The organism is Actinomyces israelii DSM 43320, assembly GCF_000711965.1.
Lineage (GTDB): Bacteria > Actinomycetota > Actinomycetes > Actinomycetales > Actinomycetaceae > Actinomyces > Actinomyces israelii.
On sequence record NZ_KL544004.1, the window covers coordinates 108,852 to 123,472 of the forward strand.

8 protein-coding genes and 1 rRNA gene are annotated in these 14,621 nt (G+C 74.3%); 7 read left to right on the forward strand and 2 right to left on the reverse strand.

Going from position 1 to position 14,621, the window contains the following annotated elements; all coding sequences use genetic code 11:
- Positions 1-3: 3 nt before the first annotated feature.
- Complete coding sequence (locus tag O145_RS16270; RefSeq protein WP_043564852.1) at positions 4-3,210, reverse strand: FHA domain-containing protein; 3,207 nt, start codon at positions 3,208-3,210, stop codon at positions 4-6.
- 198 nt (positions 3,211-3,408) lie between these two features.
- Between O145_RS16270 and O145_RS17835 the strand changes: the two genes are divergently transcribed.
- Entirely contained in the window at positions 3,409-4,146 is a 738-nt protein-coding gene (locus tag O145_RS17835) for an SOS response-associated peptidase (RefSeq protein WP_052375330.1), read from the forward strand.
- Positions 4,147-4,204: 58 nt separating this feature from the next.
- On the forward strand, positions 4,205-6,622 hold the full coding sequence (ligA, locus tag O145_RS16280; RefSeq protein WP_229118651.1) for an NAD-dependent DNA ligase LigA: 2,418 nt from the start codon (positions 4,205-4,207) through the stop codon (positions 6,620-6,622).
- Between the two features lie 117 nt (positions 6,623-6,739).
- On the opposite strand, the gene O145_RS16285 is transcribed toward ligA, so the two are convergent.
- Complete coding sequence (locus O145_RS16285) at positions 6,740-8,461, reverse strand: L,D-transpeptidase (RefSeq protein ID WP_084682697.1); 1,722 nt, start codon at positions 8,459-8,461, stop codon at positions 6,740-6,742.
- Between the two features lie 605 nt (positions 8,462-9,066).
- Here O145_RS16285 and gatC point away from each other — a divergent pair.
- From gatC to O145_RS16310, 5 genes are all read left to right on the forward strand, one after another.
- A complete protein-coding gene (gene gatC / locus O145_RS16290) occupies positions 9,067-9,372 on the forward strand; it encodes an Asp-tRNA(Asn)/Glu-tRNA(Gln) amidotransferase subunit GatC (protein WP_043564857.1) in 306 nt (101 codons plus the stop codon).
- Positions 9,369-10,889, forward strand: a complete 1,521-nt coding sequence (gene gatA / locus O145_RS16295; protein WP_043564859.1) for an Asp-tRNA(Asn)/Glu-tRNA(Gln) amidotransferase subunit GatA — start codon at positions 9,369-9,371, stop codon at positions 10,887-10,889. The genes gatC and gatA overlap by 4 nt, the downstream gene beginning before the upstream one ends.
- A gap of 1 nt (position 10,890) precedes the next feature.
- Positions 10,891-12,399: an Asp-tRNA(Asn)/Glu-tRNA(Gln) amidotransferase subunit GatB gene (gatB, locus tag O145_RS16300; protein WP_404975986.1), complete on the forward strand. Its 1,509-nt coding sequence runs from the start codon at positions 10,891-10,893 to the stop codon at positions 12,397-12,399.
- Positions 12,400-12,594: 195 nt separating this feature from the next.
- Complete coding sequence (locus O145_RS16305) at positions 12,595-13,980, forward strand: NAD-dependent malic enzyme (RefSeq protein ID WP_043564861.1); 1,386 nt, start codon at positions 12,595-12,597, stop codon at positions 13,978-13,980.
- Positions 13,981-14,472: 492 nt separating this feature from the next.
- Positions 14,473-14,621 (forward strand): 16S ribosomal RNA (locus O145_RS16310); the annotation flags it as partial.

A 14,621-nucleotide genomic window follows, 5' to 3' on the forward strand; every position in this document is an offset into this window, starting at 1 on the left:
GACTCAGCCCGCAGCCGCCCCCGCGTCGCCGGCGACCTGAAGAGGGACTGCGCTCGCCCTGGAGACCAGGGCCCCCCGGCCCGGCAGCGTCAGCGCACGGGGGTCGGTCACCGGCCGCAGGGAGCGCCCCGCCACCTGCGACGCGGGCCCCAGGGCGGGCCACAGCACGACCAGGTCGCCGCGCTCGCGCAGGGTCGCCAGCGGCCCCCGGTAGGTCGCCACGGTGCGCTCGGTGCTCGCCGAGGCCAGGACCGAGCGCCCGGCCCGCAGGGCCTCCTCGACCCCGACGTGCACGGCCGCCTCGGCCATGTCGAGGTCGTCGACCACCAGGAGCTCCTCCGGCGTCTCGTGCCGGCACCGTTGCAGGGCGCGCAGGGCGGTCGTGCGGCCCGAGCCCGGAGGCCCCACCACGAGCACGCACCCGCGGGGCACCGGCAGCGGCAGGGCGCCGTCCCCGCCCACCGCCCACGTCCCCGGGCCGGGCGGCACCGTGCGGGGGATCGCGGCCAGCCGGCGCGCCGGGCGCCCCGGGGCCCTGCGGGGCGCCCGCGGCACGATCACCTGGACGGCCAGGGCCCGATCCGCGTCGGCGGCGCCGTCGACAATGACGCCGCGTCCCGCCCCCGAGCCCGTCACCACCCCGCGCGGCAGGCCCGCCACCGCCGCCTGGGCCGGCTGCGGCGCCCCCAGCACCAGGCGCAGCCCGATCCGGGCCGCCCACCTCGCGCCGGCCATGGCCAGCGGAGCGGTCACCACCAGGCCCGTGCCCGTCGCCGGGGCCGTGCGCACCATCAGCTCGAGCAGGCCCTGCCCCTCGCCCGGGCCCAGCACCTCGTCAACGGCGGCGGCCATCGCGTCCGCGTCGTCGACGACGACCAGCTCTCCGGCCAGCTCCCCGGCGGCGGCCAGCGACCACAGCCGCGTCAGGCGCCGCGGGTCCTCCGGCCCGACGACGGTGCCCAGGCCGGTGCCGGGAACCGCCGCCAGCTGCGGGGGCACGGCCCCCGCCAGGCACAGCGAGACGGCCAGGCCCGACTCCAGGGCGGAGGTCGCGGCCGCCAGCGCCGCCGTCGTGCGCCCCGATCCCGGCGAGCCGAGCACGGCCAGGGGCTGGTCCGCGGACCACCGCCAGTGGCCCAGCCGCTGCTCCTGCGGGTGGTCCGTGGCCGCCAGGACCAGGCCGTCTGCCGGGCCCGTGGCGGGGCCGAGAGCCACGGCCTCCTGCGCGCCCAGCGACGTCGGCAGCGGCGGAGCCCAGGGGCGCCACGGCGGGGAGGAGGTGCGGGCGGCGGCGCGCACCTCGGCCACGAGCGCCCCCAGGTGGGCCTCGGACCCGCACCAGGGCGCCTGAGCCGGCCCGCCCGCGTCGGCGGATCCCGCGCCCGTGACCAGGACCCGCCCGGGGTGCGGGGCGAGGGCGGCGGCGCCGTCGTGCCCCAGGACGTCCCGGGAGTCACCGACGTCGAGCACGCGCAGGCACACGCGCAGCGTCGTGTTGGCGCGGATGGCCGGCGAGACCGCGCCCGCGGGCCGCTGGGTGGCCAGCACCAGGTGGATTCCCAGGCTGCGCCCCTGGGCGGCCACCCGCACGAGGCAGTCCAGGACATCGGGGTGCTGGGTCGCCAGCGTGGCGAACTCGTCGACCGCCACCACGAGCCGGGGCGGCGCCTGGGCGGGAGTCACGGCCCTGACGTCCTTCGCCCCCGCCTCGGCCAGAAGGCGCTCGCGGCGCCGCACCTCGGCCTCCAGGGAGGCCAGCGCCCGCGCGGTCGCCGCCGGGTCGAGGTCGGTGAGCACCCCGGCGGTGTGCGGCAGGCGGGCCAGCGGCCCGAAGGCGGCCCCGCCCTTGTAGTCCACCAGGATCAGGGCCAGGCGCGAGGGCGGCAGGCCGAGGGCGAGCTGGAGCAGCCAGGAGGTCAGCAGCTCGGACTTGCCCGAGCCGGTCGTCCCCGCCATGAGCGCATGAGGGCCGTCACCCACCAGGTCGGCCGTCACCTCCCGCCCGCCGCGGACCCCGAGCACCGCCGGCAGGGCGCCGGAGCCGCCGCGGGAGACCTGGAGGCGCCAGCGCGCCCCGATACCGTCGCGATCCACGGGCCCGGTGACCTCCTCCAGGGCGACCTCGTCGGGCGCCGCGACCTCGGCGGAGGCGCGCGAGGAGCCGAGGCCCATGAGCTCGCCCGCCGCCTCCCACCACCGCTCGCCCAGGAGCGGGGCGCCCGACGGCGCCGCGCGCACGGTGCGGGCTCTTCCCGGCGGGGCCCCGGGGGCGGCCAGCAGCTCGGCACGGCACGCGGCCGCCTCACGCCCCCAGGTCAGCCGATAGCCCTGGTCGGTGGCGGCCACGTGCGCCCGTCCCCGGGCCGCGATCTGCGCGATCCACCACCGCACCGCCGCCCGCGAGGACGGACCGGTCAGCGCCGTGCGCTGGCCGGCGGCCAGCTCGAGCAGGTCGGCGCGCCTGCGGCGGGCGAGCCAGGCAGTGCGCGGGCCGTCCTGCGCGGCGGCGGCCGCCTGCTCGTCGGCGCGCACCGCCAGGGACAGCAGCATGGAGGGCGGGTCCGGGTCTCGCCCGCACCAGCCGGCGCCGGCGGGGCGGCGGCGACCACGCTCGCCCCCAGGGGCCGGGGAGCCCAGCCGCATGACGGCCATGAGCACCATGGGGGCCACCGCCAGCAGCCCGTAGGCACCCCGCCCGGTGGCGCGCATGGCGACGGCCGCCACGACGACGAGCATGAGCGCGGCCGCCACCACGGCCGCCCGCACCCAGCGGCGCCGGGAGCGCCCGGCGGGCGCGGGAACCGTGAGGTCGTGGGGGCGGCGCCGCACCTCCAGCAGGGTGTCGCCCACCAGGACGAGCGCGCCCGCCCGGCAGCGCGCCCGTCGCCGGCCCAGGCTCCGCCACCAGAGGCCGCGACGCACGTGGGTGCCGTTGACCGACCCGGCGTCGGCCACGGTCACGGACTTCGCGGTGGTGCCCAGCAGCAGGTGGCGGCGGGAGACGGCGGGGTCGGTCATCACCTCGCCTCGCCCGACCGTGCCCTCGGCCGGCACCGGCAGGACGAGTCCCGCGTCCGGCCCCGTGAGCACGGCCAGGTGCCAGGGCCGCGACAGCGCCTCCCGGGCCGCCCGGGCGCCCGCGTGCGGCGCCTCGGCGGGCGGGTCGTGCAGCGTGCCGGGGGCGGGGCCGGCGGGGGAGGGCGAAGGCATGGCACGAGGGTGGCGCAGTCGGCGCGGCGCGCGCACCGGGGGTGTGGACGGGCGCCCCCCGTCCCCGCGCGAGCCCCGGCTGTGGAGCCCCGCGCCCCGGCCCCTCGCCGAGATCGGTCCGCTTCAGCCTCGAGATCGCTCGGGCTGCGGCCCGAGGCCGCAGTCGCGGGACTGGAGGCGGTGTGCCAGGCTGGCCCCGTGTGCGGACGCTACGGATCCTTCAGCGCCACGACGGCCATCGCCGAGGCCCTCGCCGCCACCGTCGCGCCCGAGGCCGTCGGCCTGGGGCCCTCCCGCAGCATCGCGCCGGGCGCGGACGTCGCCGTCGTCATCCGCCGTCCGGCTCGGGACGGGGAGGCCGGCGCCCCCGGCCCGCCCGCCCGCCCCCGCCGGGTGCACGCGGCGCGCTGGGGGCTCCTGCCGCCCTGGGCCACCGACCCCGCCGCCGGCTTCCGCGCCTTCAACGCCCGCTCCGAGACGGCTGCGACCAAGCCGACCTTCCGCGACGCCATGCGCTCCTTCCGCGCCGTCGTGCCCGCCTCGTGCTGGTACGAGCGGCGCACCCCCTCCGCCCCCGCCGCGGCGCGCGCCGCGAGGCAGTCCTACGCCGTGCGCCGCGCCGACGGCGGACTGCTCGCGCTCGCGGGCCTGTGCTCGTGGTGGCGCGTGCCCGAGCGGCCGGACAGGCCCGTGCGCCAGGGGCCGGCGCTGCACGGCTCCTGGCTGCTGACTCTGGCCATTCTCACCCGTGACGCCGGGCCGGACCTGGCCTGGCTGCACCCCCGCGAGCCAGTCGTCCTGCCCGACGACGCCGTGGACGCCTGGCTCGACCCGGGGCTGTGCGACGGCGGAGCCGCCACGGGTCTGCTTCGCCTGGCCCGGCCCGGGCTCGCCTGGACGCCGGTGGAGCGCACCACGCCGGCGCCGCCTCCCTGAGCGGCCCGCTGCCGGGACGCGTGGTCCGCGCCCGCCCGGGATGAGGAAGGATGTGCTCATGACTGACGCCCCCGCCTCACCGGCGCCCGACGACGCCCCCGACCTCACCTCCGTTCCCGCCGCGGCCCGCCTGCGCTGGAGCGAGCTCGTACGCGACATCGAGCGCGCCCGCGACGCCTACTACGTCGCCGTCGACGCCCAGAGCCCCTGGTCCGACGCCGAGTACGACGCCCTCTACCGCGAGCTGGAGGCCCTCGAGGCCGCCCACCCGGCACTGGCCCTGCCCGGCTCTCCCACGCGGACGGTCGGCGGGCGCGCCTCCACGGACTTCGCCGAGGTCCGCCACCACGAGCACCTCTACTCCCTGCGGGACGTCTTCAGCCTCGCCGAGGTCGAGAAGTGGGTCGAGCGCATCGTCGCGACCACCGAGGTCCCCGACGACGAGCTGCCCATGACCGCCGAGGTCAAGATCGACGGCCTGGCCGTGGCGCTGACCTACGAGCACGGGGCGCTCACCCGGGCCGCGACCCGCGGGGACGGCACCATCGGCGAGGACGTCACCGGCAACGTGCGCACCATCGGCTCGGTGCCCCTGGTCCTGGCCGGGGACTCCCACCCGGCGCTGCTGGAGGTCCGCGGCGAGGTCTACTTCCCCGTCGAGGCCTTCAGCGCCTTCAACGAGGCCCGCCGCACCGAGAACGTCGAGCGCGAGGCCCGGGGGCGCCCCCTGCTGCAGGTCTTCGCCAACCCCCGCAACGCCGCGGCCGGCTCGCTGCGCCAGAAGAACCCCGCGGTGACGGCCGCGCGGCCCCTGGCCATGATCACCCACGGCATCGGCGCCATCGTCCCGGTGCCGGGGGAGGAGCTGCCGGGGGAGCAGCACGAGTGGTACGACCTGCTCGCCCGCTGGGGCCTGCCCGTGTCCCCCTACAACGCGGTCGTGCGCGGGCGCGCCGAGCGGGAGGCCTACATCGCCCGCTACGCCGACCACCGCCACGACCTCATCCACGAGATCGACGGCATCGTCTTCAAGCTCGACTCGCGGTCGCTGCAGGCCGAGCTCGGGCACACCTCCCGCGTGCCGAGATGGGCGGCCGCCTACAAGTACCCGCCCGAGGAGGTCCACACGCGCCTGCTCGACATCGACGTCCAGGTCGGGCGCACGGGCCGGGTCACACCTTTCGGGATCATGGAGCCGGTGCTCGTGGCCGGGTCGACGGTCGCGCGCGCCACCCTGCACAACTCCGCCGAGGTGACGCGCAAGGGCGTGCGCATCGGCGACCTCGTCGTGCTGCGCAAGGCCGGGGACGTCATCCCCGAGATCGTCGGACCGGTGACGGAGGCGCGCGACGGCACCGAGCGCGACTTCACCATGCCCGGGCGGTGCCCCTCGTGCGGCACCCCGCTCGCCCCGGCCAAGGAGGGCGACGTCGACCTGCGCTGCCCCAACACCCGCTCCTGCCCGGCCCAGCTCACCGGGCGCGTGGCCCATATCGGCTCACGCGGCGCTCTCGACGTCGAGGGCCTGGGCGACGAGGCCGCGGCGGCCCTGACCCACCCCGACGCCGGGCGCGAGGACGCCCTGGCGGCCCTGGCCGCCGGGCGCACCCTGGACACCGAGAGGGGCGGGCTGCGCATCCCCCGCGCCGAGCTCGAGGCACTGCCGCCCTCGGAGCGGATTGACGCGGCGCGCCGGGTCCTGGAGGAGGCGGGCATCGGAGAGCAGGCTCCGGTGCTGACCGGCGAGGCGGGCCTGTTCGACCTGAGAGTCGATGATCTGCGCGAGGTGATGGTCTACCGGCCGGTCGCCCGGCGCGGAGCCCCCACGGGCGACTGGCGCCTGGCCCGTTTCTTCTGGTCCAAGCAGGGCTACGACAGGGACGGGGGCGTCAGGAAGCCGACTGCCGCGGGCAAGAACGCCACTGCGATGCTCTCCCAGCTGGCCGCCGCGAGGTCGCGTCCCCTGTGGCGGGTCCTGGTGGCGCTGTCGGTGCGGCACGTGGGGCCGACGGCGGCCCGCGCGCTGGCCGGACGCTTCGGCTCGCTGAGGGCGCTGCGCGAGGCGGGAGTAGAGGAGCTGTCCCAGGTCGACGGCGTCGGGCCGACCATCGCCGCCTCATGGACCGAGTGGCTCGACGTCGACTGGCACCAGGAGATCCTGGACCGCTGGGCGGCCGCGGGGGTGCGCACCGCCGACGGGACCGCCCGGGATGTCGGGCCCGCGCGGACCCTGGCGGGCCTGACCGTCGTCGTCACCGGCACCCTGGAGCGCTTCACGCGCGACGGCGCCAAGGAGGCGATCGTCTCGCGCGGGGGCAGGGCCGCCGGGAGCGTGTCGAAGCGGACGAGCTTCGTGGTCGTCGGCGAGAACGCCGGCTCGAAGGAGGCCCGGGCCCGCGAGCTGGGCCTGAGGATCCTGGATGAGGAGGCCTTCGAGCGGCTCCTGGCCGAAGGCCCCGACGCCGTGAGCCCCTGAGAACCCGCTGACAGCGGCAGGAGGTGGCCGGCCGCCCACGATCCAGTGGGCGGCCGGCCACCTCCTGCCGCGGAGTGGTCCCCGGTCGGGGCGGAGGCGGCGGGGATATCAGTGATATCAGTAGTGGCTGGCGACCGTCGTGCCGACCTCGGCCCAGTTGAAGAACCACTGGGCCTCCCCGACCGGCATGTTGAGGCAGCCGTGCGAGGCGGAGTAGCCGAAGCTGCTTCGCCACGGGGCTCCGTGGAGGGCGTACCCCTGGTAGAAGTATGTGATCCACGGCACGCCCTCGGTCACGTAGTTCGAGCCGTCGGCGTTCTCGCCGCGCATTGTCTGGCTCTCGTACTGGAGGTAGACGTGGTAGGTGCCGGTGACCGTCGGGGTGGCGGCCGCGCCGTCGACCACGCTGACGGGCCCGTGGACGACAGTGGCGCCCTCATAGGCGGTGACGGTCTTGTTCGACAGGTTGATGTCGATCCACTTCTCGCCGTCGGTGGCCTGGTAGGCCAGGTTCTCCGCACCGGCGGCGATCTTGCGCTCCTCCCAGGTCGCCTTGATCTCCTTGGTCTCGAAGGTGCCGGAGTACGGCTTCCCGCTGGAGAGCGCCTGCACGATGGCGTCGCTGATCGCATCGGCGTTGGTGACCTCGCGGCCGTCGACCGCCTCGACGCTGACGGCCACCTCCTTGCCCTGCGAGTTGACGTTGCGCTTGCCGGTGACGGGCTCCTCGTTGACGTCCTTGACCTGGGCGGCGACCCACTCGGAGACCCTGCCGCTGTCCACCCCGATGGTCGGCGCCTCGGACTCGCTCGTGGTCACGGTGATCCAGGAGGCCTTCGCGGTGTCCTCGGCGGTGTAGGTGGACTCCTCGACGGTGGTGGACTCGCCGGCGACGCCGGCCTTGCCTGCGGGAGCGGTGACGGTGACGTCCTGCGAGATCCATCCGTTGGCCTGGTCGGCCACGCTCTGGGCGTCGGCGTCGGAGACGGCCGGCGACTTCGTCTCGTAGGTGACCGTGACGGAGGACGGTGACAGCGAGGCTGCGGCGGTGGCGGCCGCGGCCTTCAGGGCCTCCGTGTCAACACTGGTTCCCTCCTCGCCCGGCGTGACCCGGAACTCGGTGCCCTCCTCGTCGAGCACAATGCCGGCGTTGCGGGCGACCGCCTGATCCGACGGGATGAGGGAGGTGGCATAGGCCGCGGCGACGGAGTCGTCGGTGGTGGTGACCACGTCGATCTTCTCGCCGGAGAACAGGGCTCCGAAGCGGCCCGGTACGCTCGCCCCGCGGGCCAGCGCGGCGTCGGCGGTCGCCTCCGCGTCGACGGCGGTGCCCAGATCGGCCAGGGAGGCCGTGGCGGTCGTGTCCCCGCTGATGGCGACAGTGGCGTTCGCGGCCTTGTCGTTGATGGCGTTGACGATCTCGTCGCGGCCCATCCCGGCGACGTCGATTCCCGCGACCGTCGTCCCCGGTACGGCGATGCCGTTGTAGTGGGCGGCGTAGGCGTAGCCGCCCACGCCGACGCACATCAGTAGCAGGGCGGCCGCCGCGGCCCATATGGGCCACAGGCGACGGCGCCCGGCATGGACCGGGGCGACGGGGGCCGGGGTGACGACGGAAGCCAGGTTCGCGGGTGCGGAGGCCTCGAAGTCGGCCGCCGGGAGCGGGGTGGAGGCGCCGGGAGCGGGCTCGGAGGCGGCGAACCCGCCGGCAGGGGCCGGGTCCGCCGGGCTGGAGGCTCGGAAACCGCCCGGCGGGACCGAGTCGGGCAGCCCTGAGAGCCCTGAGAGCCCTGAGAGCCCGGTATCGGATGCGGCGCCGGCACCCTCAGCGGGCGCCATGAACGTGGGTGCGGCCGCGGTGGCCTCGCCCCGGTCGGCTCCGGTACCACCGTCCGCGGAGTCCGGTGTGGCGGGGGCCGGCTCGGAGGCGGGGCTCGCGTCGGGGTCAGCACCGGTCGCAGATGCGGCCTCAGGGGTGCCGGCGGTGTCGGGAGGGTCAGCGGATTCGGGGGAGCCAGCAGGGAACTCGTCGGTCGTTGCGCTGCAGGGAGTCTCCGCAGCGGGCGTACTGCTGTCCTCTGGCTCGGGCGCACCGCCCGAAGGCCGTGCCTCCTCGACCGCCGGTCGAGAGCCGGGGGTGAACTCTTCCGTAGGCATTGGTCCTTGTCCTCAAGCAGCGCGCATGCCGCTGCCCTGTCGTGCTCCCATTCGGTCTGGGAGAGCTTCAGAGTCTATAACAGCGGTCGGTGGTTGGAATGTCAACGGGGCGTCCTGTCCATGTCATGTGACATCGTGCATGGTCCCTGGAAATGCGGTGTTCTGCACGCGCAGACGCCCTGAGCGCGGGCCCCTCGGGGATCCGGTGCCCCCGGTCCGACGCGCCCGGGGCGAGACCCGCGCGCCGGGCGTCCGAACCGGGTCGGCGGCCTGGATAGACTCGCCCCATGTCTGCCATCTCCTCCGACGAGGTCGCCCGTGTCGCGGCGCTCGCGCGGGTGGCGCTGAGCGACGAGGAGGTTGTGCGCCTGGCCGGTGAGCTGGACGCCGTCGCCTCCGCCTTCGCCCGCGTCACCAGCGTGGTCACGCCCGACCTGCCGGCGACATCCCACCCGGTGCCCCTGACCAATGTGCTGCGCGCGGACGTGCCCGGCCCGACGCTCGACGTCGATGAGCTGCTCGCCGGCGCGCCGCAGGCCGAGGACTCCATGTTCCTCGTTCCCCGGATCCTGGGGGAGGACTCGGCCTCATGACCGTCGATGCCCTCCTCCGCTCCACGGCCGCCGAGCAGGCCGCCGCTCTCGCCGCCGGAGAGGTCACCTCCCGCGAGCTGACCCGGGCCCACCTGGACCGCGTCGCCGCCGTCGACGGCGCCGTGCACGCCTTCCTCGACATCGACGCGGCCAGGGCGCTGGCCGACGCCGGGGCCGCCGACGAGGCGCGCCGCTCGGGCAGGCGGGTGGGCGAGCTGACCGGCGTGCCCGTGGCCGTCAAGGACCTCATCGTCACCCGTGGCCAGGTCACCACCGCGGCCTCGCGGATCCTCGCCGGCTGGGTGCCGCCCTACGACGCCACGCTGGTGGCCAACCTGCGCTCGGCCCGCCTGCCGATCCTGGGCAAGACCAACCTGGACGAGTTCGCCATGGGCGGCTCCACCGAGCACTCCGCCTTCGGCCGCACCGCCAACCCGTGGGACCTGGGGCGCATCCCCGGGGGCTCCTCGGGCGGCTCGGCGGCCGCCGTCGGAGCCTTCGAGGCCCCCGTGGCCGTGGGCACCGACACCGGCGGCTCCATCCGTCAGCCCGCCGCCGTCACCGGCACCGTCGGCGTCAAGCCCACCTACGGGACGGTCTCGCGCTTCGGCGTCATCGCCATGGCCTCCTCCCTGGACACCCCCGGCCCCATGGCCCGCACGGTCCTGGACGCGGCCCTGCTCCACGATGTCATCGCCTCCCACGACCCGCTGGACTCCACGAGCCTTGCCGACGCGCCGCGCGGCATGGCCGCCGTCGTGCGGGCCGCGCGGCAGCGGCGGGACCTGACCGGCCTGCGGGTGGGCGTCATCGCCGAGCTCGACGGCGGCGAGGGGTACCACGACGGCGTCGTCGGCTCCTTCCACGCCGCGCTGGCGGAGCTGGAGGGCGCGGGAGCCGTCGTCGAGACCGTCTCCCTGCCGCACCTGGAGTACGCGCTGGACGCCTACTACCTCATCATGCCCGCCGAGGCCTCCTCCAACCTGGCCCGCTACGACGGTATGCGCTACGGCCTGCGCGTGGAGCCCGCCGAGGGGCCGGTCACCGCCGAGACCGTCATGGCCGCCACCCGCGGGGCGGGCTTCGGCGATGAGGTCAAGCGGCGCATCATCCTGGGCACGCACGTGCTGAGCGCCGGCTACTACGACGCCTACTACGGGTCCGCCCAGAAGGTGCGCACCCTCATCCAGCGCGACTTCGACGCCGCCTGGGGGCGGGCGGACGTGCTGGTCTCGCCCACGGCGCCGGTGACGGCCTACCGCTTCGGCGAGAAGGACGACCCGCTGGCCATGTACAAGCTGGATGTGACCACCATCCCGGCGAACCTCGCCGGGCTGCCGGCCATGAGCCTGCCCTCGGGCCTGAGCGATGACGGCCTGCCCGTCGGCTTCCAGGTCCTGGCGCCGCAGCGCGCCGACGACCGCCTCTACCGCGTGGGCGCGGTGCTCGAGGCCGCACTGGAGGAGGGCTGGGGCGGGCACCTGCTCGACCGGGCCCCCGACCTGGAGGTGAAGTGACATGAGCGATACGCTGACGGATGCGCTGATGGACTATGACGAGGCCGTGCGCCGCTACGATCCCGTCCTGGGGCTGGAGGTGCACGTCGAGCTCGGCACCGCGACCAAGATGTTCGACGCCGCCCCCAACGTCTTCGGCGCCCGGCCCAACACGATGGTCACCCCCACGAGCGTGGGCCTCCCCGGCGCCCTGCCGGTGGTCAACGGCAGGGGCGTGGAGTACGCGATCCGCATCGGCCTGGCGCTGGGATGCCAGATCGCCGAGTCCTGCCGGTTCGCCCGCAAGAACTACTTCTACCCGGATCTGTCCAAGGACTTCCAGACCTCCCAGTCCGACGAGCCCATCGCCTTCGACGGCGCGCTGGAGATCGAGCTGGAGGACGGCACCTTCTTCACCGTGCCCATTGAGCGGGCCCACATGGAGGAGGACGCCGGGAAGAACACGCACGTCGGCGGTGCTGACGGCCGTATCGAGGGCGCCAGCCACTCCCTGGTCGACTACAACCGCGCCGGGGTGCCGCTAGTGGAGATCGTCACCCGGCCCATCGAGGGCGCGGGGGAGCGGGCCCCGCAGGTGGCCGCCGCCTACGTGCGCACCCTGCGCGACATCTTCCGGGCCCTGGGCGTCTCCGAGGCGCGCATGGAGCGCGGCAATGTGCGTGCCGACGTCAACGTCTCCCTGCGCGAGTCCGCGCACGCGCCGCTGGGCACCCGCACGGAGACCAAGAACGTCAACACCTTCCGGGGCATCGAGTCGGTCGTCCGCTACGAGATCCGGCGTCAGGCCGCGATCCTGGCCGCCGGCGGCACCGTCCAGCAGGAGACCCGCCACGGCCAGGCCGACGGCACCACCCGCCCCGGGCGCGTCAAGTCCGACGCCGACGACTACCGCTACTTCCCCGAGCCGGACCTCGTCCCCGTGGCGCCCAGCCGCCAGTGGGTCGAGGAGATCCGCGCCCGCCTGCCGGAGATGCCCGCCGCCAAGCGGCGGCGGCTCAAGGAGGAGTGGGCTCTGGCCGACGACGAGATGCGCGACGTCGTCAACGCCGGCGCGCTCGAGCTCATCGAGGCCACCGCCCTGGCCGGTGCGAGCGGCCAGGCCGCCCGCAAGTGGTGGATGGGCGAGCTCGCCCGGGCCGCCAAGGACCGTGAGGTCCCCCTCGAGGACCTGCCGGTCTCCCCGGAGCAGGTCGCCGAGCTGCAGGGCCTGGTCGACGCCGGACGGCTGACCGACAAGCTGGCCCGCCAGGTGCTCGCGGGCGTCCTGGCGGGCGAGGGAGATCCGAGCGATGTCGTCGAGGCCCGCGGGCTCGAGGTCGTCTCCGACGAGACGGCCCTGCTGTCCGCCGTCGACGAGGCCCTGGCCGCCCAGCCCGACGTCGCCGCGAAGATCCGGGGCGGCAAGGTCAAGGCCGCCGGCGCGATCGTGGGGGCGGTCATGAGGGCCACTCGCGGTCAGGCCGACGCCAGGCGCGTGCGCGAGCTCGTCATGGAGCGCGTGGCCCGCTAGCCCGTCAAGACCGGTCGCCGCCGTGAGGCCGGTGCGTCTCCCGCACGAGACGCACCGGCCTCACGCCCCGTCTCACGGAGCGGTCATCGCGGGAGCGCCCTTCGGCGCACCGGCGATACAGTCTCCCCGTCTAATACCGACTCGACTCGCGCTCGGTCCGCCGGCCGGTCTCCGTTCTCCCGAAGGAACACATACATGGCTCAGCCCAGCCCCAGCTACACCGTCGCCCTGCACCTGGAGGTCCCCGCCTCGCAGAAGGCGGTCACCACCCTTGTCGACACCGCCTCGGCGACCGGCGCGATCGTCAACGGCGTCGACGTCGCCGACACCGAGGGCGACACCCTCATCGTCGACCTGACCGCGGACACGCGGGACTCCAAGCACCGCGCCGAGCTCGTCAGGGCCCTCGGGGCGATCGACGGCGTCGTCGTCCGCAACGTCGGCGACTCCACCTTCCTCGCCCACGTCGGCGGCAAGATCGCGACCGCCTCGAAGTACCCCATCCACAACCGGCGCGATCTCGCGCGCGTGTACACCCCGGGCGTCGCCCGCGTGTGCAAGGCGATCTACGACCACCCCGAGCGCGCCCGCCAGCTGACCATCAAGAAGAACACGGTCGCCGTCGTGACCGACGGCACGGCGGTCCTCGGCCTGGGCGACATCGGCCCGTCGGCGGCCATGCCGGTCATGGAGGGCAAGGCCGTCCTGTTCAAGCAGTTCGGCGACGTCGACGCCTGGCCGGTCGCCCTGGACACCAAGGACCCCGAGGAGATCATCTCCATCGTCAAGGCGATCGCCCCGGCCTACGGGGGCATCAACCTCGAGGACATCGCCGCCCCCAAGTGCTTCGACATCGAGGCGCGCCTGCGCGAGGAGCTCGACATCCCGGTCTTCCACGACGACCAGCACGGCACCGCGATCGTCACCCTCGCCGCCCTCATCAACGCCCTGAAGGTGGTCGGCAAGAGGATCGAGGACGTGCGCATCGTCCTGTCGGGCGTGGGCGCCGCCGGCAGCGCCATCGCCAAGCTGCTCATGGCCCACGGCGCCACTGACATCGTCGGGTACGGCCGCAGCGGCGCTCTCGACGGCGCGAACACCGAGGGGATGAACGAGCACCGCAAGTGGCTGGCGGAGAACACGAACCCGCGCCATGTCACCGGCAGCCTCAAGGAGGGGCTGGTGGGAGCCGACGTGCTCATCGGAGTCTCCTCCGGCAACCTCCTGGAGCCGGCGGACCTGGGGGTCATGAACGAGGGCGCCATCGTCTTCGCCATGGCCAACCCGACGCCCGAGGTCGATCCGATCGGGGCGGCGAGCTACGCCGCCGTCGTGGCCACCGGCCGCAGCGACTTCCCCAACCAGATCAACAATGTGCTGGCCTTCCCGGGGCTGTTCCGCGGCCTGCTCGACACGGGCATCACCAACATCTCGGTCGATCTGCTGCGCGCCGCGGCCACCGGCATCGCCGGCGTCATCGACGACGACGAGATCCGGCCTGTGTACATCATCCCCGGAGCCTTCGACAACCGGGTCGCCAGCGCCGTCGGCAAGGCCGTGCGCAAGTTCGCCGGGCAGTAGTGCGAGTGCGGCGGGGGGCCTCGGCTCCGGCCGGGCGCGCCGGTGCCGAGACCGCGTGTCGCGCATCACGGATCAGCGTGTTGACCGGTGGTGCTCATGGTGACTAGAGTGCACCTCGCTGCCTGATGCGCCGCGAGGCGCGGACGGCGCCCCTGGAGCGGTCCGACGACTGGTCGCGGGCCGGAGCCCTCGGGAGATCGGGATCACGAGATTTCGATTTGACTGAGGGAAATGGGTCCGAATAGACTGCTCCGGTCGCCTTGGGGACTCGAATCGGAAGTAGGTTCCGTTTCGACCCCTTGTGGGTGTGTTGTTTGAGATCTCGATAGTGTGCTTGTTTTTTGTGCCATGGTTTGCCTGCTTTTTGGTGGGTGGGCTTGTTTTGTCTGGTGGTTTTGTTTTCTGGTTGTGGTTGCTGCTGTGTGCTGTCCTGTGTGGGGTGGTGTGTGGTGGTGGTTGTGGCTGGGGCTTGTTTTTTTGGGTTGGTTGGTTTTTTTGGAGAGTTTGATCCTGGCTCAGGACGAACGCTGGCGGCGTGCTTAACACATGCAAGTCGAACGGGTCTGCCTTGTTTTTTGCGGGGTGGGTTAGTGGCGAACGGGTGAGTAACACGTGAGTAACCTGCCCCTCACTTCTGGATA